This window comes from Sphingopyxis sp. (assembly GCF_016793825.1).
Taxonomy (GTDB): Bacteria; Pseudomonadota; Alphaproteobacteria; order Sphingomonadales; family Sphingomonadaceae; genus Sphingopyxis.
Genome location: NZ_JAEULM010000002.1, coordinates 172064 through 196203, shown reverse-complemented (window position 1 = coordinate 196203; position 24140 = coordinate 172064). Strand labels below are relative to the sequence as shown.

Annotated in this window: 25 protein-coding genes; 13 read left to right on the top strand and 12 right to left on the bottom strand. The window is 64.2% G+C overall.

Features of this window, described 5'->3' with window-relative positions:
* Nucleotides 1-47: 47 nt before the first annotated feature.
* Nucleotides 48-2324 carry an FdhF/YdeP family oxidoreductase gene (locus JNM03_RS01030; protein ID WP_294033741.1) on the top strand — a complete coding sequence of 759 codons (2277 nt, stop codon included), beginning with the start codon at nt 48-50 and terminating at the stop codon, nt 2322-2324.
* A 164-nt stretch (nt 2325-2488) separates the two neighbouring features.
* On the opposite strand, the gene JNM03_RS01025 is transcribed toward JNM03_RS01030, so the two are convergent.
* The gene (locus tag JNM03_RS01025) at nt 2489-4672 is read right to left on the bottom strand and encodes a M3 family metallopeptidase (RefSeq protein ID WP_294033739.1); all 2184 of its coding nucleotides are present in this window, start codon (nt 4670-4672) and stop codon (nt 2489-2491) included.
* A gap of 90 nt (nt 4673-4762) precedes the next feature.
* A complete protein-coding gene (locus tag JNM03_RS01020) occupies nt 4763-5632 on the bottom strand; it encodes an SMP-30/gluconolactonase/LRE family protein (RefSeq protein WP_294033737.1) in 870 nt (289 codons plus the stop codon).
* Nucleotides 5633-5952: 320 nt separating this feature from the next.
* On the opposite strand from JNM03_RS01020, the gene JNM03_RS01015 reads away from it, so the two are divergent.
* From JNM03_RS01015 to JNM03_RS01000, 4 genes are all read left to right on the top strand, one after another.
* Entirely contained in the window at nt 5953-7107 is a 1155-nt protein-coding gene (locus JNM03_RS01015) for an acyl-CoA dehydrogenase family protein (RefSeq protein ID WP_294033735.1), read from the top strand.
* A 53-nt stretch (nt 7108-7160) separates the two neighbouring features.
* Nucleotides 7161-8330: an acetyl-CoA C-acetyltransferase gene (locus tag JNM03_RS01010; protein WP_294033733.1), complete on the top strand. Its 1170-nt coding sequence runs from the start codon at nt 7161-7163 to the stop codon at nt 8328-8330.
* A 116-nt stretch (nt 8331-8446) separates the two neighbouring features.
* Complete coding sequence (locus JNM03_RS01005; RefSeq protein ID WP_294033731.1) at nt 8447-9229, top strand: SDR family NAD(P)-dependent oxidoreductase; 783 nt, start codon at nt 8447-8449, stop codon at nt 9227-9229.
* Between the two features lies 1 nt (nt 9230).
* Entirely contained in the window at nt 9231-9668 is a 438-nt protein-coding gene (locus tag JNM03_RS01000) for a thioesterase family protein (protein WP_294033729.1), read from the top strand.
* Between the two features lie 121 nt (nt 9669-9789).
* Here JNM03_RS01000 and gmk read toward each other — a convergent pair whose 3' ends face one another.
* Complete coding sequence (gene gmk / locus JNM03_RS00995; protein ID WP_294033727.1) at nt 9790-10452, bottom strand: guanylate kinase; 663 nt, start codon at nt 10450-10452, stop codon at nt 9790-9792.
* A 47-nt stretch (nt 10453-10499) separates the two neighbouring features.
* On the opposite strand from gmk, the gene JNM03_RS00990 reads away from it, so the two are divergent.
* Nucleotides 10500-11069, top strand: coding sequence for a DUF2585 domain-containing protein (locus tag JNM03_RS00990; protein ID WP_294033725.1), 570 nt, complete (start codon nt 10500-10502; stop codon nt 11067-11069).
* Nucleotides 11070-11115: 46 nt separating this feature from the next.
* On the opposite strand, the gene JNM03_RS00985 is transcribed toward JNM03_RS00990, so the two are convergent.
* The 6 genes from JNM03_RS00985 to JNM03_RS00960 all read right to left on the bottom strand — a co-directional run bounded on the left by JNM03_RS00985 (nt 11116) and on the right by JNM03_RS00960 (nt 15822).
* Nucleotides 11116-12330: a hypothetical protein gene (locus tag JNM03_RS00985; RefSeq protein ID WP_294033724.1), complete on the bottom strand. Its 1215-nt coding sequence runs from the start codon at nt 12328-12330 to the stop codon at nt 11116-11118.
* A 257-nt stretch (nt 12331-12587) separates the two neighbouring features.
* Nucleotides 12588-13112, bottom strand: coding sequence for a hypothetical protein (locus tag JNM03_RS00980; RefSeq protein WP_294033722.1), 525 nt, complete (start codon nt 13110-13112; stop codon nt 12588-12590).
* A 95-nt stretch (nt 13113-13207) separates the two neighbouring features.
* Nucleotides 13208-13582 carry a hypothetical protein gene (locus tag JNM03_RS00975; protein WP_294033721.1) on the bottom strand — a complete coding sequence of 125 codons (375 nt, stop codon included), beginning with the start codon at nt 13580-13582 and terminating at the stop codon, nt 13208-13210.
* Between the two features lie 47 nt (nt 13583-13629).
* Nucleotides 13630-15027, bottom strand: coding sequence for a class II fumarate hydratase (fumC, locus tag JNM03_RS00970; RefSeq protein ID WP_294033719.1), 1398 nt, complete (start codon nt 15025-15027; stop codon nt 13630-13632).
* Nucleotides 15024-15335: a hypothetical protein gene (locus JNM03_RS00965; RefSeq protein ID WP_294033718.1), complete on the bottom strand. Its 312-nt coding sequence runs from the start codon at nt 15333-15335 to the stop codon at nt 15024-15026. The genes fumC and JNM03_RS00965 overlap by 4 nt, the downstream gene beginning before the upstream one ends.
* 4 nt (nt 15336-15339) lie before the next feature.
* Nucleotides 15340-15822, bottom strand: a complete 483-nt coding sequence (locus JNM03_RS00960; RefSeq protein ID WP_294033716.1) for an SspB family protein — start codon at nt 15820-15822, stop codon at nt 15340-15342.
* Between the two features lie 95 nt (nt 15823-15917).
* Here JNM03_RS00960 and hisB point away from each other — a divergent pair, with 95 nt between their 5' ends.
* The 5 genes from hisB (at nt 15918) to JNM03_RS00935 (ending at nt 19892) form a co-directional block, all read left to right on the top strand.
* A complete protein-coding gene (hisB, locus tag JNM03_RS00955) occupies nt 15918-16505 on the top strand; it encodes an imidazoleglycerol-phosphate dehydratase HisB (RefSeq protein ID WP_294033715.1) in 588 nt (195 codons plus the stop codon).
* Between the two features lie 8 nt (nt 16506-16513).
* A complete protein-coding gene (gene hisH, locus JNM03_RS00950; RefSeq protein ID WP_294033714.1) occupies nt 16514-17122 on the top strand; it encodes an imidazole glycerol phosphate synthase subunit HisH in 609 nt (202 codons plus the stop codon).
* Nucleotides 17110-17844, top strand: coding sequence for a 1-(5-phosphoribosyl)-5-[(5-phosphoribosylamino)methylideneamino]imidazole-4-carboxamide isomerase (hisA, locus tag JNM03_RS00945; protein WP_294033713.1), 735 nt, complete (start codon nt 17110-17112; stop codon nt 17842-17844). Before hisH ends, hisA begins: the two co-directional genes overlap by 13 nt.
* Before the next feature lie 115 nt (nt 17845-17959).
* The gene (gene hisF, locus JNM03_RS00940; RefSeq protein WP_294033789.1) at nt 17960-18724 is read left to right on the top strand and encodes an imidazole glycerol phosphate synthase subunit HisF; all 765 of its coding nucleotides are present in this window, start codon (nt 17960-17962) and stop codon (nt 18722-18724) included.
* Nucleotides 18725-18803: 79 nt separating this feature from the next.
* Nucleotides 18804-19892: an ionic transporter y4hA gene (locus JNM03_RS00935; RefSeq protein ID WP_294033711.1), complete on the top strand. Its 1089-nt coding sequence runs from the start codon at nt 18804-18806 to the stop codon at nt 19890-19892.
* 51 nt (nt 19893-19943) lie between these two features.
* Here JNM03_RS00935 and JNM03_RS00930 read toward each other — a convergent pair whose 3' ends face one another.
* The gene (locus JNM03_RS00930) at nt 19944-21080 is read right to left on the bottom strand and encodes a beta-ketoacyl-ACP synthase III (protein ID WP_294033709.1); all 1137 of its coding nucleotides are present in this window, start codon (nt 21078-21080) and stop codon (nt 19944-19946) included.
* Nucleotides 21081-21269: 189 nt separating this feature from the next.
* Here JNM03_RS00930 and JNM03_RS00925 point away from each other — a divergent pair, with 189 nt between their 5' ends.
* A complete protein-coding gene (locus JNM03_RS00925) occupies nt 21270-21821 on the top strand; it encodes a hypothetical protein (RefSeq protein ID WP_294033707.1) in 552 nt (183 codons plus the stop codon).
* A 5-nt stretch (nt 21822-21826) separates the two neighbouring features.
* Here the strand turns inward: JNM03_RS00925 and JNM03_RS00920 are convergent, their stop codons facing one another.
* Both JNM03_RS00920 and JNM03_RS00915 read right to left on the bottom strand, forming a co-directional pair.
* On the bottom strand, nt 21827-22597 hold the full coding sequence (locus JNM03_RS00920; protein WP_294033705.1) for a sulfite exporter TauE/SafE family protein: 771 nt from the start codon (nt 22595-22597) through the stop codon (nt 21827-21829).
* A 114-nt stretch (nt 22598-22711) separates the two neighbouring features.
* On the bottom strand, nt 22712-23638 hold the full coding sequence (locus JNM03_RS00915; RefSeq protein WP_294033703.1) for a LysR family transcriptional regulator: 927 nt from the start codon (nt 23636-23638) through the stop codon (nt 22712-22714).
* An 83-nt stretch (nt 23639-23721) separates the two neighbouring features.
* Here JNM03_RS00915 and JNM03_RS00910 point away from each other — a divergent pair, with 83 nt between their 5' ends.
* Complete coding sequence (locus JNM03_RS00910; protein ID WP_294033700.1) at nt 23722-24057, top strand: hypothetical protein; 336 nt, start codon at nt 23722-23724, stop codon at nt 24055-24057.
* Nucleotides 24058-24140 lie beyond the last annotated feature (83 nt).

Genomic DNA, 24140 nt, shown 5'->3' with positions numbered 1-24140 from the left:
CCCGGGTGCGCTATGCTGCCCGACACGGAACGATGCAGGCGATCGAAATGGCAGATGACGAACCCGTGGGCGTAAAGCCCTATACCGGCCCGGCCGGCGGATGGGGCGCGCTGCGCGCGGTCGCCCGTGCCGTGCGCGAACAGATGGGCGCAAGCCCCGACACCCGTGCGCTGTTACAGGTCAACCAGCCCGATGGCTTCGACTGTCCGGGTTGTGCCTGGCCCGACCCCAAGCACAGCTCGTCATTCGAATTCTGCGAAAATGGCGCGAAGGCGGTGACCTGGGAAGCGACACCCAAGCGCGTCGATCCCGATTTCTTCGCGAAGCACAGTGTCGAAACGCTCTGGCAATGGTCGGACTATGATCTGGAGGACGCCGGCCGGCTCACCGATCCGCTCGCCTATGATCCCGCCAGCGACCGCTTCGTACCGATCGCGTGGGACGAAGCCTTTGCCCGCATCGGCGCCGCAATGCGGGCGATCGACGATCCCGACCGGATGGAATTCTACACCTCGGGCCGCACGTCGAACGAGGCGGCCTTTCTCTATCAGCTCCTCGCCCGCATCTATGGCACGAACAATTTCCCCGATTGTTCGAATATGTGCCACGAAGCGACGAGCACCGGCCTGCCGCAATCCATTGGGGTCGGGAAGGGCACCGTGACGCTCGAGGATTTCGAACTTACAGACGCGGTCTTCTGCATCGGGCACAACCCCGGCACGAACCATCCGCGGATGCTCGGCACGTTGCGCGAGGTGTCGCGGCGGGGCGTGCCGATCATCGTCGTCAATCCGATGCGCGAACGCGGCCTCGAACGCTTCCAGGACCCGCAGGCGCCGGTCGAGATGATGACCCTGAGCTCGACACCGTTGGCGTCGGCCTATCACCAGGTTCGCATCGGCGGCGACGCCGCGCTGTTCAAGGGGATGATGAAGGCGTTGATTGAAGCCGACGCGACCGACATCGCGGCCGGTGGACCAGGAATGCTCGACCGCGCGTTCATCGCCGAACATACGGTAGGGATCGAGGATCTGAAGGCCGACATCGCAGCGACCGACTGGCCCGCGATCGAACGAAAGTCGGGCCTTACCCGCGCCGCCATCGAGGGTGCGGCGCGCACCTACTGGCAGGCCGATCGCGTCATCGTCTGCTATGGCATGGGGTTGACGCAGCATCGCCACGGTACCGAAAATGTCCAGCAGCTCGCCAATCTGCTGCTGCTGCGCGGCAACATCGGTAAAGCCGGCGCCGGCATCTGCCCCTTGCGCGGACACAGCAATGTCCAGGGCGACCGGACCGTCGGTATCACCGAATTGCCGACCGAACCGTTTCTCGCCCGCCTCGATGCGGCCTTCGGAATCACGAGCCCGCGCAAACATGGACATAATTCGGTCGAAACGATCGCTGCGATGCGCGACGGTTATGCGAAGGGGTTCATCGGGCTTGGCGGCAATCTTGCGGTCGCAATGTCCGATCCCGCAGCCTGCTTCGCCGCTTTCCGCAAGATCGACCTCAACGTCCAGATCTGTACCAAGCTCAACCGGACCTGCCTTCTGATCGCCCGCGAAAGCATCATCCTGCCCTGCCTCGGCCGGACCGAGCTCGACATGCAGGAAAGCGGACCGCAATCGGTGACAGTCGAGGATTCGATGTCGATGGTCCACGCCTCGCGCGGCAAGCTGAAACCGGCATCGCCGGGACTATTGTCCGAACCCGCCATCGTCGCCGGAATTGCAAAGGCCGCCGTGCCGGACACTCCGGTCGACTGGGATGCGCTGGTCGCCGATTACGACAGGATCCGCGACAAGATCGAGGAAGTGTTTCCCGACTTTCGCGACTTCAACACCCGCGTCCGTGCGCCGGGGGGCTTTCGCCTCCGCGTCGGGGCGTCGAACCGCGAATGGGACACGCCCGACGGCAAGGCGCATTTCCTCGTCCATCCCGGGATCGATGAGGATGACGGCCGCGACGACACGCCGCTGACGCTGACGACGGTGCGTAGCCACGACCAGTACAACACGACCATCTATGGTCTGAACGACCGCTATCGCGGCGTCTCCGGGCGGCGCGATGTCATCTTCGCCAATGCCGACGACCTGACGGCGATGGGCCTCGCGCATGGCGATATCGTCGATGTGATTGCCGGATCGGGGCGCATGCTGGCGAGGCAGACCGTGCTCGCACACGCCATCGCACGCGGTTCGGTTGCGGCCTATTATCCAGAAGCGAACGGCCTTATCGCACTCGACGACTACGACCGCCGCAGCGGCACGCCTTCGTACAAATCGGTCCCGATCACATTGCGCCGCGCCGCAGCAGCGTGAATACATCGGCGGCTCGCACGAGCTCGATTCGGACCGGCGAACGTCCCGCGTCGGGGGGGAGGGGCCTTTTCCTGGATGACGGAGACCGATCGTCAGCCGCCGCCAATCGTGCAAAACAAAGGGGGCACGGTGGCCCCCTTTCCTCCCCGGTTGAATTCCCAGATCTATTCGGTCGGAAAACCGCGCTTGCGGAGCAGGGCTTTCACGTCGGGGTCACGGCCGCGGAAGGCGCGGTACGCTTCGGCGCGATCGGTTTCGTTGCCGGTCATCAGCAATATGGTGCGGAACTTGTCGGCGACGCTGCGATCCCACGGTCCGCCGGCTTCGGTGAACGCCGCCCAGGTGTCGGCGTCCATCGTCTCCGACCAGAGATAGCTGTAATAGCCGGCTGAATAAGCGTCGCTCGAAAACAGGTGGCCGAACTGCGGCAGGCGGTGGCGCATGACGATTTCCTTCGGCATGCCCATTTCGGCCAGCGTGTCGCGTTCGAACTTGTCGACGTCGGTCACGGGCGTCTTGCGATCGTGCAGTTTCATGTCGACGATCGCGCTCGACAGATATTCGACCGTGTCGAAGCCCTGGTTGAACTTGTTCGACGCAAGGATCTTGTCGACCAGCGCCTGCGGCATCGGTTCCCCGGTCTTGTAGTGCGTCGCGAACTTCGACAGCACTTCTGGCGTCATCAGCCAATTCTCGTTCACCTGGCTCGGAAATTCGACGAAGTCGCGCGGTACCCCGGCAAGCGCCGGATAATAGACGTGCTGCAACAGATAATGGATGCCGTGGCCGAATTCGTGGAACAGTGTCGTTGCGTCGTCGAGGCTGACGAGCGTCGGTTCGCCCTTCGCGCCCTCGGTGAAATTATTGTTGTTCGACGCGAGGACGTTGCGCTCGCCGCCAAGACCCTGCTCGCTGCGATAGGTGGTCATCCATGCGCCCGAACGTTTGCCGTCACGCGCGAAATTGTCGAGGTAGAGAACGCCGACATTCGCGTTCGTCTTGAGGTTATAGACCTCGAACGTCTTTACCTTGGGGTCGAAGACCGGAATCGTGCCCGTGTTTTCGCGGAAGCCGAGGTCATAGAGCTGCCCCGCCGACCAGAACATCGCGTCGCGAAGCTTGTCGAGCTGGAGATAGGGCTTCACCTCGCTTTCATCGAGGTCGTACTTCGCCTTGCGGACCTTTTCGGCGTAATAGCGATAGTCCCACGGCGCGATCGTGATCTTCGGTCCCTTGCCGGCTTTTGCTTCTGCGTCGGCGATCGCCTGCATGTCGGCGACTTCTTCCTTCGCGCGCGCGACTGCGGCGGGCCAGACCTTCATCATCAGGTCCATCGCATGTGCCGGGGTCTTGGCCATCGTATCGGCCATGCGGTAATCGGCGTGCGTCGGGAAACCAAGCAGCGCTGCGCGTTCCTGCCGCAGCTTCAGGATTTCGGCGATAGTCGCATTGGTGTCGTTCGCATCGCCATTGTCGCCGCGATTGACGAAGGCGCGCCAGACCTTTTCGCGCAGCGCGCGGTTGGTGGCGTTCTGCAGCACCGGCTGGGCTGACGAGCGCGTGTTCTTGATCGCCCACTGGCCCGTCTTGCCCTGCGCCTCGGCCGCGTCGGCGAGCGAGGCGACGAAACCGGTAGGGAGTCCGTCGAGTTCGGCCTGGTTGATGACGAAGGTATAGAGCTTTTCGTCGCCGAGCAGCTTTGACGAAAAGGTCGAGAACAAGCCTTCGAGCTTGGCGTTCAGGTTGACGAGTTTCGCCTTGTCGGGCGGCGACAGATTGGCGCCGTCGCGTACCATCTCGTCATAGCTGCGTTCGACGATGCGGATTTGCTGGGCGTTGAGGCCGCTGGTCAGGCGCTTGTCGTACACCGCCTTGTAGCGTGCGAAGAGCTTTGGCTCGAGGAACAGCTCGGTGTAGAAGGTGGTGAGCTTCGGGCTCCACTCGGCGTCGATATCCTCGACCCGGTCGTTCGATTTGTTCGAGGTCTGCACGCCCCACAGGGCGAAGACGCGCTCCATCGCTTCGCCCGCGAGTTGCATCGGGACATGGGTATTCTCGAAGGTAGGCTCGGCCGGATTGTCGATCACTGCCTGCACTTCGGCCTTCACGGCCGCCATGCCCTTGGTGAAGGCATCGGGGAACAGCTCGGGGTCCATCTTGTCCCACGGCGGCACCCCTTCGTAGGGGCCCGTCCAGGGCTGGAGCATCGGGTTGGCGTCCGTCGTGGCGGCGGGCGCTGGTTTGGCTGCGGTTTCGGCGGCGATGGTCATCGGGCTATAACCCATCAGAAAGGCAGTCGATGCAAGCAGCATCGACGAACGGAAAAGCGGCTGCGCCTTGCGCGACATCGTCAAATCTCCCCGGGGAAACGGTTTCGGCCGAAACCATGTTGCTCCGAGCCTTAACCCGAGATGGCGAAGAGGTGCAAGCGCGGCAGTTTAACCCGCAAAGCCCGGTTGCGCCACGCCCGGCACATCGACGCGGAAGGTGAAGAGTCCGCCTGCATGGGGCTGGGCCTTACGCTCCGCTTCGGTCAGGTTCTTGCCTGCGCTGGTCACGAAAGCAGTCCGCAAGTCGGCGCCGCCGAGGGCGATCATCGACGGACGCTGGACGGGCATCTCGACCGTCTGGAGAAGCTCGCCAGCGGGCGAGAGGCGGACAACGCGCCAGCCATCCCACAGCGCTGACCAGTAACAGCCATCGGCATCGACGGTGCCGCCGTCGGGGCGGCCGGTGCCAGTCTCGAACTGATGGAAAAGGCGGTCGTCGCCAAGCTCGCCGGTCGCGGGATCGACGTCATAGGCGCGCAGGGCATGGGTCGGCGTATCGGCATGGTAGAAGGTTCGCCCGTCGGGGCTGAACGCCGCGCCGTTGCTGGTCAGCAGCCCGCCGATCATCGGTGTGAGGTCGCCGTCGGGGTCGAGGCGAAAGAGCATGGCGCCCGGATTCGACTTGTCGCTCGTCACGCTGCCGATCCACAGGCGCCCGGCGGCGTCGACGCAGCCATCGTTGAAGCGCTGTTCCGGGATGCCTGCGAGGACCTGCGGTCCGAAGGCGTGCGGGACGTCGCCCCATGCGTCGATCAGTGCGCAGCCGTCTTTCAGTCCCACGACCAACCCGCCCTGCGCGCGCGGCGCGACGCAACCGACGGCGCCGGTCATCTGCATCGTCTCGGTCGTCCCGGTCGCCGGATCGGTGCGATGGATGCAATGCGCGTCGATATCGACCCAGTATAGACGCGCCTCGGCGGCGTGCCAGCGGGGCGATTCGCCGAGCTGGGCGCCGGCATCGAGAAACAGGTCCACCATGAGCGGGCCTTAGCGCGGCGAGCCCCGACTGCCCAGCCGCCGCAAACCTATTCGGCCGCCGCCGATGGAGTACGACGCGCCCGGCGCGACCCTTCGTCATCGCCAGCCCGGACTTGCTGCGGAGACCACGCCCCCTGCGCTTGCAAGAATGGATCCCGGATCAAGTCCGGGATGACGAGGAAAGAAAGGCAACGGCGAACGAACTTCCTGCCGTAGCGGCATTTCTACTTGACGTGCACGTAAACGTAAGGTCAGGTGGTCGTCGAATATTGCGGCCGACTCCCCGCTTGCGTGCGGCTGCCCCAAGGGAAAGGATGACGATGTCGCTCGATAACCTCTCGCGCTCCGCCTATAGCGAGGATCATGAAGCGTTTCGCGCGACGGTGCGCCAGTTCCTGGAAAAGGAAGTCGCGCCAAACCAGGCGAAATGGGCCGAGGACGGCATCGTTCCGAAGAGCATCTGGCCCAAGGCGGGCGAGCTTGGCCTGCTGTGTCCGACGGTGCCCGAGGAATATGGCGGGCTGGGCCTCGACTTCGGCTATAATGCGATCGTCGACGAGGAAAGCGCCTATTACGGCCGCGTGACCACGGGCTTTTCGCTCCAGTCGGACATCGTGACCAACTATATCACCCGTTACGGCAGCGAAGAGCAGAAGAAGCACTGGCTGCCCAAGATGGTCGCGGGCGAAGTGATCACCGCGATCGCGATGACCGAACCGGGAACCGGAAGCGACCTGCAGGGGATGCGCACGACCGCGAAGAAGGATGGCAATCACTATGTCATCAACGGGTCGAAAACCTATATCACCAACGGCCAGAATGCCGACCTGATCCTCGTCTGCGTCAAGACCGACACCGAGGTGCAGCCGGCGTGGAAGGGTGTGTCGATCGTGCTGGTCGAGGCCGACCGCGAAGGGTTCCAGCGTGGCCGCAACCTCGACAAGATCGGACAGGACGAAGCCGATACGTCGGAGCTGTTCTTCAACGACGTCCGCGTGCCGATCACCAACTGCCTTGGCGAGGAAGGGCAGGGCTTCATCTATCTGATGAGCGAGCTGCCGCAGGAGCGCCTGTCGATCGCGGTCAGCGCGCAGGCATCGGCGCAGCGCGCGTTCGACGACACGGTCGAATACACGCGCGACCGCAAGGCGTTCGGCAAGCCGATCCTCGATTTCCAGAACAGCCGCTTCGTGCTCGCCGATCTGAAGGCGAAATTGCAGGTCGGCTGGGCCCATCTCGACTGGGCGCTGGCGCGGCATCTGAAGAAGGAACTGACCCCCGAAGAGGGCGCCGCGGCGAAGCTGTGGCACACCGAATTGCAATGGGAGGTCATGGACAAATGCCTCCAGTTATTCGGCGGCGCGGGCTATATGAACGAATATCCCATCGCCCGCGCCTGGCGCGCCGCGCGCGTGACCCGCATCTTTGGCGGCACCAACGAGATCATGAAGGAACTGATCGGGCGCAAGCTCTGATGAAAAATTCCTCTCCCGCAAGGGGAGAGGGAAGAAGGTGAAAGGAACTCCCCATGGCTACAGCATATATCGTCGACGCCGTTCGCACCGCCGGCGGCAAGCGCGGCGGCCGGCTCGCCGGCGTCCACCCCGTCGATCTCGGCGCCGCGGTGTTCGACGCGATCGCCGACCGCAATGATTTCGACACGAAGGCGATCGATGACGTCATCACCGGCTGCGTCAGCCAAGGCGGTCAGCAGACGATGGACGTCGGCCGCAACGCGGTCCTCGCCTCTAAGCTGCCCGATTCGATCCCCGCGGTGACGATCGATCGCCAGTGCGGATCGTCGCAGCAGGCGGTTCAGTTTGCCGCGCAGGCGGTGATGTCGGGAACGCAGGACATCGTCCTGGCCAGCGGCATCGAAAGCATGACCCGCGTGCCGATGGGCAGCGTCGCGACGCTGTTCATGAAGGAAGGGCTTGGCCACTATAAGTCGGAGCGGCTCGAGGAGAAATTCCCCGGCATCATGTTCAGCCAGTTCGCCGGCGCCGAAATGATCGTCAAGAAGCATGGCTTCACGAAGGGCGATCTCGACGCCTTCGCGCTCGAAAGCCACCGTCGCGGTGCCGCCGCGACCGAAGCTGGTCATTTCAAGCGCGAGGTTGTCGGGGTCGAAATCGACACGCCCGAAGGACGCCAGATTCATCTGGTCGACGAGGGGATCCGTTTCGACGCGACGCTTGAAGGCATTGCCGGCGTCAAGCTGCTGCAGGAGGGTGGTTCGATCACCGCCGCGTCGTCGAGCCAGATTTGCGATGGCGCGTCCGCAGCACTTGTTGTTTCGGAACAGGCACTGAAGGATCATGGCCTCACCCCGCGTGCGCGCATCCACCATATCTCGGTGACCGCAGGCGATCCGGTGATCATGCTCGAAGAACCGCTGTTCGCCACCGAACGGGCGCTGAAGAAGGCGGGCATGAAGATCGAGGATATCGACGCTTATGAAGTGAACGAGGCGTTCGCGCCGGTCCCGCTCGCATGGCTCAAATATCTGGGCGCCGATCCGGCACGGATCAACCAGCATGGCGGCGCGATCGCGCTTGGCCATCCGCTCGGCGCTTCGGGTACGAAGCTGATGGCGACCCTGCTCGGCGTGCTCGACGCGACGGGCGGCAAATATGGTTTGCAGACGATGTGCGAAGGCGGCGGCCAGGCCAACGTCACGATCATCGAGCGATTGTAAATCCTTCTCCCCCTCCCGCTTGCGGGAGGGATTGGGGGAGGGCCTGTTCGCTGGTGCTCCCCAACATGCCCCACCCAAACCCTCCCCTAAAGGGGAGGGCTTAAACGGAGAGAAAAATGAAACTCGATTCCACTGTATCCGCTGTCGTCACCGGCGGCGCCTCCGGCCTCGGCGCCGCGACCGCGCGCGCGCTGGCAGCGAAGGGCGTCAAGGTCGCGATCTTCGACCTGCAGGAAGAAAAAGGCAAAGCGCTGGCCGCCGAACTTGGCGGCGTGTTCTGCGAATGCAACGTCACCGACGACGCATCGGTCGATGCCGCCTTCGCCAAGTCGCGCGAGGCGATCGGGCAGGAACGCATCCTCGTCAATTGTGCCGGTACCGGCAACGCGATCAAGACCGCCAGCCGTTCCAAGGAAGACGGCAGCATCAAGCATTTCCCGCTCGATGCCTTCAACTGGATCATTCAGATCAACCTTGTGGGCACATTCCGCTGCATCGCCAAGTCGGCGGCGGGCATGATGACGCTCGACCCGCAGGAAGACGGCGATCGCGGCGCGATCGTCAACACCGCGTCGGTTGCGGCCGAGGACGGTCAGATCGGTCAGGCCGCCTATTCGGCGTCGAAGGGCGGCGTCGTCGGTATGACCCTGCCGATCGCACGCGACCTTGCCGGTGAGAATATCCGCGTCAACACGATCCTGCCCGGTATCTTCGACACGCCGCTGCTTGCGGGCGCGCCGCAGAATGTCCGTGACGCGCTGGGTGCGTCGGTGCTCAACCCGAAGCGGCTTGGCAATCCCCCCGAATATGCCGCGCTCGCGCTCGCGATGATCGAGAACGGCTATTTCAACGGCGAGGACGTGCGCCTCGACGGCGGCATCCGCATGGGGCCCCGCTGATATGCCGAAACCGGATGGCTGGCGGCTCGATGCCGCCAGCTACCCCGTCTGCATCGAATTGCAGACACGCTTTCAGGATATGGACATCAACGGTCACCTCAACAACGTGGCCTTTGCGGCGCTGTTCGAAAGCGGTCGGGTGCTGCTGAACCGCGAGGTTCGCCCGCTCGGCGAGCGCCCGGCGAACGAGCGGACGATGGTCGCGGCGGTCGAGATCAATTATCTCGCCGAGGGCAATTTCCCCGATCCGGTCCAGATTGCCACCGGCATCGGCAGGTTGGGAACGTCGAGCTGGACGATCGTCCAGGCGATGTTCCAGAATGATCGCTGCATCGCGACCTGCGATACGGTCGTCGTTTGCCGCACCGACGGTGAGGCGAAGCCGCTGCGTGCCGACATGGTCGCGGAACTGGAAGCGAAGCGCGCCAATCCGGTTTAGATTGTCGTCATCGCCAGGGTCCTGACCCTAGGAGCCGAAGGCGACGCGGCAATCTCCTGCTATCGGCGTTGCGGACGACCGACAGCCTGAGATTGCTTCGCTTCGCTCGCAATGACGGTTGCTAAAGCTTCGTATCCGCATCGGGCACCGACCGGATCAGGTCGCGCGCGAAGCCGATCAGGCCGATCTGGCGGCGGCGTTTCAGCCGCTCGGCGCGCAGGATCGCTTTCACCTCACCATAGCATTCGTCGACCGCGTCGTTGATCAGCACATAGTCGTAGCCGTCCCAGTGGCTGATCTCGTTGGCAGCGCGCGCCATCCGGGCCGTAATGACCTCGTCGCTGTCGGTGCCGCGCGAACGCAGGCGGCGTTCGAGCTCCTCCATCGTCGGCGGCAGCACGAAGACGCGCACGACGTCGGGCCCGGCTTCCTGATAGAGCTGCTGCGCGCCCTGCCAGTCGATGTCGAACAGCACGTCCTTTCCCGCCGCGAGCAGTTCCTCGACCCGCGCGCGGGGCGTGCCGTAACGGTGGCCGAACACATGCGCCCATTCGAGGAATTCGCCGTCGGCCGCCATCTGCTTGAAGGTGTCGACGTCGACGAAATGATAGTCGACCCCGTCGCGTTCGCCGGGGCGGGGCGGGCGTGTCGTCGCGGAAATCGAGAGGGCGATATCGCCGTCGGCTTCGAGCATCTTTCTGGAGATGGTGGTTTTGCCTGCACCCGAGGGGGAGGAGAGGACGAACAGCACGCCGCGGCGGTTCAGATGGACGCTTTCGGTCATGCGCGCTATTCGCGCGATGAGGCGCGGCGGTCAAGGGTGAAGGGGGAATGTCGGTGGCGGGGATTTCACGACAGGGCTGGTTGGTCGTGGCGGCGCTGCTGGCCGCGCTCACCGCGATCCTTTTCGCGATGGGGCGCCCGCCGATCTGCCCTTGCGGAACGGTCAGCCTGTGGCACGGAGTCGTCGAATCCGACCAGAACAGCCAACAGATTTCGGACTGGTACAGTTTCAGCCATGCGATCCACGGCTTCATCTTTTACGGCCTGTCGCGATGGCTGTTGCCGTCGCGGCCGCTGTGGGTCGCGCTTGCGATCGCGATCGGCATCGAGGGCGCGTGGGAGATCCTGGAAAACTCGCCGGTCATCATCGACCGCTATCGCGAAGTGACGATGGCCTTTGGCTATTCGGGCGATTCGATCCTCAATTCGGTGAGCGACGCGGTTTTCATGATCCTGGGCTTTCTGGCCGCGAGCCGGATGCGCTGGTGGGCGACCGTGCTGCTTGCGATCGCGTTCGAGTTGTTCACGCTCTGGACGATCCGCGACAATCTGACGCTCAACGTGTTGATGTTGGTCGCGCCGGTCGAAGCGATCAAGGAGTGGCAGTCCGGATCATAGGGTGCCGGGCGCGCGGGCCATTGTCCTTGCCCGGCGACGCTCGGCCTCACCTGGGGGCGGATGGGTTCAATTCGTCGTCGATCTGCCGGATCCTGGCGAGAAAACGGGGGTCGCGGATCGAGCCATATTTTCGAACGAAAACGCTTTCGGGCAAGCCGTCTTCGAGGGTCATGAGCGAGGGCGGCAAGATATCGTCCTGACCGATCCGCGACATTCTGATCGCCGCCGATCGCGCGTGATCCGGATCGCTCGCGTCCTGCGCGATCAGGAAGCCCGAACGATCCGCCGCAATGTCGAGGAAGGAGAATCCTGTCGGATCGCCGACGGCAAATTGCGACTGCCTTGACACGCTGTCGGCCAGTTCCTTCCATTCGCCCATAGCCTGGCTGATCTGGGTCCCGCTTGTCACCGCGAGCGCCGCTGACAGGGACCAATGTTGCGGCAGGTCGAAGCGGCCGTGGAGCTTGACCGCGACGGGCTGACTTCCGCAATCCTCGATGTCCTTGTCCGACAGGCCGATGAGGTCCCCCACGCGGGGCGAGACGACGAACATCGCGATCGCGACATAGGCCGCCCGGTTCGATGCGACAGTCGCGGTTCCGGCGGTTCCGGCGGGAAAGGCCCGGCGCACCACTTCGGCGAGATCGTCGGTCGGCTTCGACGATTGCAACGCGGTCAGCTTGCAATAGGCGGCCAGGACCGTGCGGGCGTCGATGCTGCCTCGGCCGCCCGCCAACTGATCGACGATGCCGCTCCTTGGCGGCAGTTGCACCACGGCGATCGCGTCGGTTCCCTTGATTTCGAAGCGCTGGACCAACCTGTCCAAGGGCGGAATCGCCGCGCCACGCCAATTGATCGCCCGGCGGACGGCTTCGAGTATGGTGCGGCTGATTCCTGCCGGAAACGACACGGATCCAACGGTGAGATAGACTTTGGGGAAGCCGCTTCCGCTGCGGTGACCGACAAGGCCGGCGTTAAGCCACCGGCCGAACGGGAGTTTGTGGCTGCCCGTGATATTGATTCGGTCGCCGTCGAGTTCGACCAGCAGGCGGTCGGGTTTGAAAGCATCGCTTGCCAGCGCGCCTGCGGCTTCCAGCTGCTGGGATGTCAGGTGGATATTCTGCGGCGCGGCCTTTCCCGGCAGGTCGCTGCCCCGTAGCTGGCCGACGGCCATCTTCACCGCGCTTGCCTGTTCGGCGTCGGGCGGCGCGGGTTGTTCGACCAGCGGGCGGGCGTCCGTGAACAGGAAGCCGACCGCCACGAAGATTAGCGAGATCCCCGATAACCATGCGACAATTCGGCGCTTTCGGCGCGTCTTGTCCGGTCTTGCTGATGCGTCGCGCGTCGAAATGTCCCGTGCTTTCTCCCGCCCGGACCTAAGTCATGGATCGGAGAAGTTCAACGCCTGACAGGATGACGCGGTGTTGCCGAAGCGTGTCCTGCGACGCCTCCACCCCGCCGGATGATCCGGCGGGGCTTCGGGCGACCCGGTGGCCAACGGGGATGGCACGAAGTGGGTCAGCGGTCCGTTGCGGGATGCGCTTCCTCGGCGGTCACGGCGCCGTCGTGGTCGCGGTCCCAATAATCGAACATCGCGGCCGCGGGTTGCAGGAACTCGGCGCGCGAAATGAAGCCGTCATCATCGACATCTTCGGGTTGTGGGAACGGAAAGCCTTCGTCGCTGTCGCGGGGGCTGCCGGGGCCGGCGAACCCCTCCGGCGGCGGTCCGGGCGGCGGTCCGGGCGGAACTCCGCCGGGGGGAGGGCCGCGAAAGGCACCCCCAGGGGGTGGCCCGCGCCTGTGGTTGCCGGTCGGATGGTGAAGGGCGGCAGTGGAAATGCGGCCGTCGCTATCCGTATCGAGAACCGAGAAGCGCGCATTCAGAAGTGTGTCGAGTTCGTCTGCCGTCACCCGGCCATCGCCATTGACGTCCGCCAGCATGAAGGGAGCGGACGTTTCACCTCGCGAATCCGGATTTCCGGCTAGCGCCGACGCGCACAGGAGCGTTGCGGCAAGAGTTATCGCGAAGGGCTTGCGAAACATCGGAACTCCTCACCGTCAGCGCGTGACGAGGGAGTAGGGCCGCAATCTTGCCGGCGAATGTCGGCAATGTTTCAGAATGTTGCGCGCAGCGCGGATCAGTGGATTGCCGCGCCTTGACCGTTCGCGCCGACAGGGATCGACGGTGGGAGCGCATCGGCGATCGACTGGCCGTCGGTTTCGATATCCGCGGTTCCCGCATCGGGATCGACGACGCTGGGTGTGGCCAGCTTCGGGTCGATTGCATGCGCCTCTTCGGCCGCCTTGCGAGCTTCGGCGCGGTCGGCCCACTTCTTCGTGAGATAGGCGGCCGCGGCGGTCGCAGCGAAGACCGCATAGCGTTGGGGAAAGAGGCGCCGCGCGGCAAACAGAGTGCCCGCGCCGATCACGGCGCCTGCGACGGGATGATTGCCCTTCTGGCGTCCGATAGCGCTGCCGAGGACGCCGCCAACGATCCGACCGATCATCTTCATCTCTCCTTCTCCCCTATCAATTCGCGGAAAGGCTCACCGGTTCCCCGTCAGTCTTCGGGGCCCAGCATCCCTCGCGGGTCGACCACACGATCGAAGGTCGCGCCATCGACATAGCCGAGATCGAGCGCGGCGTCGCGCAGCGTCGTTCCCATCTCGTGCGCGTGCTTGGCGATCTTGGCGGCCTTGTCGTATCCGATTTCGGGCGCCAGCGCCGTGACGAGCATCAGCGAGCGGTTCATGAGGTCGTCGATGCGCGCGTGGTTGGGCTCGATCCCGACGACGCAATGTTCGGTGAAACCGGCCATGCCGATCGCGAGCAGTTCGATCGACCGGAGCACGTTCGAACCGATCAGCGGCTTGAACACGTTGAGTTCCAGATGCCCCTGCAACCCGCCGACCGTCACCGCCTGATGATTGCCGATCACCTGCGCGGCGACCATCGTCAGCATTTCGCACTGGGTCGGATTGACCTTGCCCGGCATGATCGAGCTCCCGGGCTCGTTCGCGGGCAGGTCGAGCTCGCCGAGCCCCGCGCGCGGCCCCGAACCGAGCAGGCGGATATCGTTCGCGATCTTGGTCAGCGCGACCGCGAGCGTGTTCAGGGCGCCGGAGAAGAAGACCAGCGCGTCATTCGATGCCAGCGCCTCGAACTTGTTGCGCGCCGGTTCGAACGCGATGCCGGTGTTCTTCGACAGTTCCTCTGCCATGGCCTTGTCGAAGCCGGCGGGTGCGTTGAGCCCGGTGCCGACCGCGGTGCCGCCCTGCGCCAGCTTGCAGACATTATGGGCCAGTGCGCCTTCGATCCGCGCGCGGCAGGCGATCAACTGCGCGACATAGCCCGAGAATTCCTGCCCCAGCGTCAGCGGCGTTGCATCCTGCAAATGGGTGCGGCCGATCTTGACGATGTCGCCCCATGCCCGTGCCTTGGCTTCGAGTGCGTCGGTCAATTCGATGAGCGACGGGATCAGTCGCGCCGTCGTCTCGACCGCGACCGCGACGTGCAGCGCTGTCGGAAAGCTGTCGTTCGACGACTGGCCCATGTTGACATGGTCATTCGGATGCACCGGCGATTTGCCGCCGCGTGTACCCGCCAGCCTTTCGTTGGCGATGCCGGCAATGACTTCGTTAGCGTTCATGTTCGACTGGGTGCCGCTGCCGGTCTGCCAGATGGCGAGCGGGAACTGGTCGTCAAATTCGCCCGCGACGACGGCATCGGCGGCCGCGACGATCGCGTCGGCAAGCCCCGCATCGAGGCCATGGTTCCGGTTGACCCGCGCGGCGGCGCCCTTGATCCGCGCGAGCGCGTGGACGATCGGCATCGGCATCCGCTCGTGCGCCGGAAAAGCGAAATTGTGTCGGCTGCGCTCGGTCTGTGCGCCCCAATAAGCGTCGGCCGCGACCTCGATATTGCCGATACTGTCGCTTTCTGTCCGCGTCCCGTTCATGCCATCAGCATCCTTGCCACCAATATCGCGCCAGCCCAGATCATCGCGACCAGCCCGAGCAACTGCCAGAAACCCGTCTCGCCGATACGGCGGCGCAGCCAGGCGGCAGCCAGCCAGATGAGGACGAGCGTGGGAGTCAGGACCAGCAGGCTGAAACGCAGCAGCCCGTCGGCAATCGGCCCGCGGGCATAGCCACCCTCGAAATAGGCATAGCCTTCGACCCCCCACCAGAAGGCAGCGGTCAGGACCAGCATGCCCGCGAGGGCCCAATATTGCCAGAAACGGCTCGGGGGCCAGCCCGCGCCCACGGCGTCAGCGCTTCTTGCCGAAATCCACCGTCACGACGTTCGAGCCGTCCTCGTTGGTGACGTCCGGGCGGTCGTTGTCGGCCTCGTCATGCGGCTCGGGCTGGTCGACATCCTCATCGCTGACCTGGAATTGCAGGCCGAAATCGACCGATGGATCGACGAAAGCGGTGATCGCGGCGTAAGGAATCGTCAGCATCGAAGGCGTCTGGTTGAACGACAGGCCCACCGCAAAATGATCGTCCTCGACCGTCAGATCCCAGAAGCGGTTCTGGAGGACAATCGTCATTTCGTCGGGGAACTTGGCGATCAGGTGCGCCGGGATATCGACGCCCTGCGCCTGAGTCTTGAAGGTGATATAGAAATGATGGTCGCCGGGCAGGCTGTCGTGCCCCTCGATCTGGCTCAGCACGCGGCCGACAACGGCGCGCAGCGCGTCCTGCACGATTTCGTCATAGGGAATCAGGCTGTCGCGGACATCGTTACTCATGCGCGGGGGATGAACGCGGCGCGGGCGGCGGTCAAGAGGGCTCGAAGGGGGAGAATCGCCTTGCAACGTGAAATACAGGCTCTAAGGCGTCGGCCATGCGAACCGCCACCGTCCAGCGCACGACCAAGGAAACGGATATCGCGATCACCGTCGATCTTGACGGCACAGGCGCATATTCGGTGTCCACCGGTATCGGCTTTCTCGACCATATGGTCGAGCAATTGTCGCGCCATTCGCTGATCGACATCGCGATGACCGTGAAGGGCGACCTGCACATCGACCAGCATCACACCGTTGAGGACAGCGCCCTGGCGCTCGGCGAAGCGGTCGGGCAAGCGCTCGGCGACAAGCGCGGCATCGCCCGCTACGGCGAAGCCCACGCGCCGATGGACGAGACGCTGACGCGCTGCGTCCTCGACATTTCGGGGCGCCCGCATTGTGTCTACAAGTCGGGTTTCTCGCAGCCACGGCTCGGCGAGATGGACACCGAGATGTTCCCGCATTGGTTTCACAGTTTTGCGCAGACTGCGGGGATCACGCTGCACATCGAGACGCTCTACGGCGAGAACAACCACCACATCGCCGAAAGCATGTACAAGGCGCTGGCGCGCGCGCTGCGACAGGCGGTCGAGATCGACCCGCGCAAGGGCGATGCCATCCCTTCGACCAAGGGCGTGCTCTAGGGTCGTCGATGAGCGCCGTTGCCCTGATCGACTATGGCGCGGGCAATCTTCGCTCGGTGCATAATGCGCTCGTCGCGGCGGGTGCGGAGAATGTCGCTGTAACCGCCGACCCCGACGTCGTCGCCCGCGCCGACCGGATCGTGTTGCCGGGCGTCGGGGCGTTCGCCGCGTGCATGAACGGCCTGACTTCGATCGATGGGTTGGTCGAAGCCATGGAACGCCGCGTGCGCCGCGAGGGCGCGCCGTTCCTCGGCATCTGCGTCGGTATGCAATTGCTCGCCGACGCGGGCGAGGAGCATGGCCGGCATGAAGGACTCGGCTGGATCGGCGGCACGGTGCGCGCGTTCGATCCGCAGCTGGGGCTGCGCATCCCGCATATGGGCTGGAACGACGTCGTTCCGACCGTTGCGCATCCGGTGATCGCGGCGGGCGAAGCCTATTATCTTCACGGCTATCATTTTGCCGATGCCGCCGCCGTCGCCGCGACGAGCAGCCATGGCGCGACTTTCACCGCGGCCGTGGCGAAAGAGAATATCGTCGGCGTCCAATATCACCCCGAAAAGAGCCAGGCCTATGGTCTCGCGACATTGACAAGGTTTTTGATGTGGCGCCCCTGACCATTTTTCCAGCGATCGACCTCAAGGGCGGGCATGTGGTGCGGCTTGCCGAGGGCGATATGGCGCGCGCGACCGTCTATGGCGATGATCCAGCGGCGCAGGCGCAGCTTTTCGCCGATGCGGGCGCGTCGCACCTACATGTCGTCGATCTCGACGGAGCATTCGCGGGCGCCAGCGTCAACGGCAGCGCGGTCGAAGCCATCATCGCCGCCTTTCCGGGCAAGGTGCAAGTTGGCGGCGGCATCCGGGACCGCGCCGGCGTCGACCGCTGGCTCGCGCTGGGCGTCGAGCGCGTGATCATCGGCACTGCAGCGCTCAAGGATCCCGCATTCGTCAAATTGGCGGCGCGCGACCTGCCCGGCCGGATCGTCGTCGGGGTCGATGCGCGCGACGGGATGGTCGCGACCGAAGGCTGGGCCGATGTCTCCGACGTCCGCGTCGAGGATCTTGCACGGCGATTTGAGGATGCCGGGGTCGCCGCGCTGCTGTTCACCGACGTCGGGCGCGACGGCCTGCTCAAGGGCTGCAATGTCGAGGCGACCGTGGCGCTGGCGCAGACGGTCGATATTCCGGTTATCGCAAGCGGCGGGGTTGCCGACATCGGCGACATCCATGCCCTCCGCCCACATGTCGCGAACGGCATCGAAGGCGTGATCACCGGCCGCGCGCTCTACGACGGCCGGCTCGATCTCGCCGAAGCGATTGCGGCGGGCGTCGCGTGACGCACATCCCATTTTCCGATCGCATCGGGCGAAGTCGAGATGCCTGTCGGTGTTGCGCTGCGCTGTGGAGTGCCTCGACCGCGCCCGACACGAAGGGATCCGGGGGATGGTTCGTATGACCGTCCGTGTCCGCGTTATCCCCTGTCTCGACGTTGCCGATGGCCGCGTCGTGAAGGGCGTCAATTTCGTCGATCTGCGCGACGCCGGCGATCCGGTCGAGGCGGCCCGCGCCTATGACGCGGCCGGCGCCGACGAGCTCTGCTTTCTCGATATCAGCGCCAGCCATCAGGGGCGCGGCACTTTGCTCGACATGGTCGCCCGCACCGCCGAGGTCTGTTTCATGCCGCTCACCGTCGGCGGCGGGGTGCGGAGTACAGACGATGCGCGCGCACTGCTCCTCGCCGGGGCCGACAAGGTTGCCGTGAACAGCGCCGCGGTGGCACGGCCCGAGCTTGTCGCCGACATCGCCGATCGCTTTGGCAGTCAATGCGCCGTTGGCAGCATCGACGCGCGCCGCGTCGAGGGCGGTCGATGGGAAATCTTCACGCACGGCGGGCGCAAGCCGACCGGGATCGACGCGGTGGACCATGCAACACGACTGGCGGCGCTCGGCGCCGGTGAACTGCTCGTGACCAGCATGGACCGCGACGGAACGCGCGACGGTTATGACCTGACGCTCACCCGCGCGATCGCCGATGCGGTCAACGTGCCGGTGATCGCATCGGGCGGCGTCGGCACGCTCGACCATCTGGTTGCCGGCGTCGTCGAAGGCGGTGCGAGCGCGGTTCTGGCCGCCAGTATCTTCCACTTCGGCGAAGCGACGATCGCCGAAGTCCATGCGCGGCTCGCAGCCGCCGGACTCCCGGTGCGCAGCCACTGAGGCTGCTCTCGACCTGATCGTCGCCGGGGTGACGCGGTTGGGGGTGGCCATGCGCGGATGCGGCTGCAATAGAAGTCCCATGACCGCAAAACTTCGCCTCGCCGACCGCACCAACGACATTTTTCCGATCCTCGGCTTCGTCGCCGCGATGGCGAGCCTCGCGATGCCGCTGAATGCCTGGCTCGTCGCGATCATCCTGATGGGTGCCGTGATCGCGGCGGTCCACCATGCGGAAGTCATCGCGCACCGCGTGGGGGAGCCGTTCGGCACATTGATCCTCGCGCTCGCCGTGACGGTTATCGAGGTCGGGCTGATCCTGACGTTGATGCAGGCCGAACCCGAAAAGGCGCAGACGCTGGCGCGCGACACGGTGTTCGCGGCGGTGATGGTCATCCTCAACCTGCTCATGGGCCTCTGTCTGCTGAGCGGCGCGATCCGTCATCATGAACAGCGGTTTCCGCGCACCGGGATCGGCGCCGCCCTCGCGACGCTCACCGTGCTCACGGTCGTTACGCTGGTTCTCCCCAATTTCACGTCCAGCGTCCCCGGTCCCTTCTATTCGGCGAAACAGCTGGGTTTCGTCGCCGCGGTATCGCTGATCCTCTATGCGACTTTCGCGCTGGTCCAGACGGTGCGCCACCGCGACTATTTCCTTCCCGACGGGGATGCCGACGGCGACGGCGAGCTTGACGCCCACGCCGCGCCGCCTAGCCTCCAGCGCACCGCCATTTCGGGCGCATTGCTGCTTGCCAGCCTTGTTGCAGTTGTTCTGCTCGCGAAGAATCTGTCGCCGGTCATCGGCGCGCTGCTCGCCGACTGGGGGGCTCCGCCTGCGGTGCTCGGCGTGCTGATCGCGGCGCTGATCCTCGCGCCTGAAGGGTTGGCGGCCGTGCGCGCGGCGAAGGCCGACCGGTTGCAGACCAGCCTCAACCTCGCATTGGGCTCGGCGCTCGCGACGATCGGCCTCACCATTCCCGCGGTTGCGATCCTGTCGATCGTGACCGATCTGCCGATCAGCCTCGGTCTCGACGCGAAGTCGACGGTGCTGCTGTTCCTGTCGCTGATCGTATCGGTGCAGACGCTCGCCAACGGTCGGACCACCGTGTTGCAGGGGGTGATCCACCTGATGCTGTTCGCGATCTACCTGTTCACGACCTTTGTGCCCTAATTTTTGTTTGAGCTTTGCTGAAACGGGCCGGCGCCGCGACCTGCTGAACCGTCAGGTCTTGCGGACGAACACCGTTCCTGCGCTGTAACCCGCCCCGAAGGAGCAGATCAGCCCCGTGTCGCCTGCGACCATGTCCTCATGGTTCAGGTGAAAGGCGATGATCGAACCGGCGCTCGACGTATTGCCATAGGTGTCGAGGACCGTCGGACTTTCGTCCTCGCTCGCTTCGTGGCCCAGCACACGATGGGCGATCAGCCGGTTCATGTTGGTGTTCGCCTGATGCAGCCATAGCCGGCGCATGTCGCGACCCTCAAGGCCGAGCGTTTCCATCTGCTCGACGATCATGTTGGCGACCATAGGCACGACTTCCTTGAACACCTTGCGGCCTTCCTGGACGAAGAGTTTGTCGGTCTTGGGACCCGACTGGTCGATCCCACCGTGGCCGCGGTTCAAAAAACCGAAATTGTTCCGGATGTTGTTCGAAAAGACGGTCTTGAGCTTGGTACCGAGGATGCCCCAGTGGCCGTCCGGAGCGATATCCTTTTGTTCGACAAGGATCGCGGTCGCGACGTCGCCGAAGATGAAATGGCTGTCGCGGTCGCGCCAGTTGAGGTGACCCGAACAGATTTCGGGATTCACCACGAGGACGCTCTTCGCATGGCCGGCGCGGATATAGTCGGCGGCGGTCTGAATACCGAAGGTCGCCGACGAGCAGGCGACATTCATGTCGAAACCAAAACCGTCGATGCCAAGCGCGTCCTGAATTTCGACCGCCATCGCAGGATAGGGGCGCTGCATGTTCGACGCGGCGCAAAGCACGGCATCGACGTCCGCCGCCGCGCGGCCGGCACGCGCGAGCGCGTCCTTCGCGGCCGCCACGCCGATTTCGGCGAGGATCGACAATTCGTCGTTGCGGCGTTCGGCGATCCGCGGTGCCATGTGGGCGGGATCGAGGATGCCCGCCTTGTCGACCACGAACCGCGATCCGATGCCGCTGGCCTTTTCAATGAATTCGACACTCGATTCCGCAAGTTCGACAATATCGCCAGCCGCAATCGCGGCGGCATTTTCCCTATTGTGCAGTGCAACATAGGCGTTAAAACTGGCGACAAGTTCTTCGTTGGTGATGCGTTCGGCGGGGGTGAAAAGGCCGGTCGATGAAATGACCGGTTGCGATGCTTGCGACATGACGGTCCTGCGTGTTTTGTTTTCGAATGCACGCTGATTAGGACGGCTCACCGCAGCGCGCAACGCCCGCGATCGGCCTGAACGGTCGCCGACATCATGGTTAACCCGCTGCTAACCCTTTTGGTGGCAGACTGAATGATGCAGGCCTCCGGGGGGATGGCTCCCCGGGCGCCGTGCGGGAGCACGACCATGGTGACTCGTTCGGGACCGGCAGCAGGCGATCTGTCGATTGCGGAGATCAAGGAATTTGCGGGTTTCCCCGCCGCGACGCAGCGCTACATCCGCCGGTCGCTGGATATCGGGCTGGAACGCGACGACGCGATCTCTCGCTGGTCGCGCGATATGGTCGAAGAGACGGCCATTCGCGTACAGGCCCGTATCTATCAGCGGCTGGGCGACATTCGCGCACATATTCCCGATGACAGCGGGCTCGACTCGCTCGAAGCGTTCATGGCGCCGCTCGTAACGGTTTCGGCGTTCGACCTCGGGCAGGACCGGTTGCAGGGTTTTGCACCCTATCGCTTTCTGTACGAACGGCTGCTCGGGGCGCACGCCCGGCCCTGGCTGCCCGGCGCCTTCTGCGCCGCTGCCTCGCTGCCGCACCTCCACCCCGACAAGCGCAAGGTGTTGTTGCAGTCGATCAGCGAAGCCGCGGCGACGGCACCGGGATGGTCGGCACGGGAACCGAGTTTCTATCCCGAATGGATCGACAAGATCGACGAGACCAAGCCCGCGAACTGAGCCGGTCAGGCAAACAAGGCGCGATACAGGCCGAAGGCGCTGGTTGCCGTCAGGACGACGCCGACCAGCGTCAGCATCAGTTTGACCGAGAAACGCTTTGCCATGATCGCGCCGAGCGGTGCGGCGAGGACGCCGCCGATCAGCAGGCCCAATGTGGCGCCCGCGATCTGGGCCAGTCCCAGATGATAGATGAAGGTCGCCGAAACCGTCAGGGTCAGGAAGAATTCGACGCTGTTCACCGTGCCGACGACCTTGCGCGGCTCTGCCCCCTGAACGAGCAGGTTCGACGTTACCACAGGCCCCCAGCCGCCGCCGCCCGCGGCGTCGAGGAAGCCGCCGATGAGTCCGAGCGGGGCGATGACGGTCGGTTTCTGCACCTTGGGCGGATACAGCAGGCCGCGCAGGAGCAGCCAGATGCCGATGGCCACCAGATAAGCCAGGACGAAGGGCTTCACGACTTCCGAATGGAGCGACGTCAGCACATAGGCGCCGAGGACGCCGCCGACCATGCCGGGAATGAGTAGCTTCCAGAACAGCGGCCATTCGATGTTGCGATGGATCAGGTGACTGATCCCCGACACCGCGGTCGTGAACACCTCGACCACATGGATGCGCGCCGAGGCCTGGGCAGGCGGCACTCCCATCACCGCGACGAGGAGCGTGTTGCAAATCACACCGAACGCCATTCCAAGCGCGCCGTCGACGAGCTGGGCCGCAAAGCCGATCAGGATGAAGGGTAAAAGCGAAGAGGGGTCCAAAGCCGCCAGATCGAACATATCTACATCCCAAGCGTTTTAATTGAGAACGGGCTGCCGCCTTTTTGCCGAAAGTGCCACCGCAATTTTTCTGCTGGCTGGAAAGGGAATTGTTTCTGCGCTCAAAGGGTTCCCTTATCCCGTTACATTATCGGGCAGAAATTCGCGGACATAGTCGATGAACGCACGCAATTTGGGCATCACCTGCTTGCGGCTGGGGTAATAGAGGAAGAGGCCCGAGGTCGAACCCGCATAATCGGTCAGAACCAGTTCGACGTCGCCGGATTCGACCATCGCCTTCGCGACGGGTTCGGCAGTCATGATCATCGCGATGCCGCTGCGCATCGCGACCGTCGCGGCGATCCAGTCGTTGACGATCACCGGGCCGCTCACCGCGACGTCGAATTCGCGGTTCCCCTTTTCGAACGTCCAGGGCATCAGCCCGCCCGACGCCAGGCGAAAGCGCACACAGCGATGGTGCCGCAGGTCCTCGGGCGTTTCGGGGCGACCATATTTTTCGAAATAGGCCGGCGTTGCGGCAACGACGAAGCGGAAAGGCCCGGTCAGGCGAACCGCGATAACGTCGGCGTCGAGCGATTCGCCCATCCGCACCCCGGCGTCGAAGCCGCCGGCGCTGAGGTCCGACAAAGCGTCGTCGGCATAAATCTCCAGCTCGATTTCGGGGTAGGCTTCGCAAAAGCCCGCAATGATCGGTTCGAACAGCGGCTGGACGGCGCCGCGCATCAAATTGATGCGCAGACGCCCGGCCGGCCGGTTGCCAAGGTTGCGCGCCGCCTCATAGGCATCGGCGAGCCCCGAATAGGCGGGCGCGGCGCGTTCGAGGAACATTTCGCCGGCCTGCGTCAGGCCCACGCTGCGCGTCGTGCGCATGAACAGTGGCGCACCGATGCGCGCCTCGAGCGCTTTCACGGTCTGGCTGATCGCCGAGGGCGAGACGCCGAGGTCGGCCGCAGCGGCGGAAAAGCTGCGCCTTTCCGCGACACGGAGGAAAGCTTCGATCCCGTCGAGCGCCCCATGGGGGATTGTTAAATCCTGCTTCAAAGCACTTGCAGATTATAGAGGATTATATAAGGGCGCAAGCGCGACTAAAAAGGTTGCACAACGAAACGAAAGGAACCTCTCCCATGGCCACTCAGCTCTCCTCTTTCCGCCGCTTCCCCGCAGCCTTCGCGATCGTCGCGGCTTCGGCTCTCGCCTTCACCGGCCTCACCGCGACGACCTCGCCGGCTTATGCGCAGGACAGCAGCGACTATCGCTGTTCGACGCTCGCCGAACAGGCCTATGTCGCCGCCAACGGCGTCGACGGTGCCAAGCAGGTCAATGCAAAGCGCTTCGTCTCGACCGGCAAGAAGCTGTGCGAAGCGGGCAACGAACGCGCCGCCGCCAAGCAGTTCCGTGCTGCCCTGAAGCTTGCCGGTGTCGACGAAGTCGCAACCGACAGCAAGATGGCATTGCGCTAAGTCAGATTAGACACCAATCTCCGGTCCGTCCTCTCCCTCTCCCGACGGACCCCACCAACTGGGGCGGCACTCCTAACGAGGCT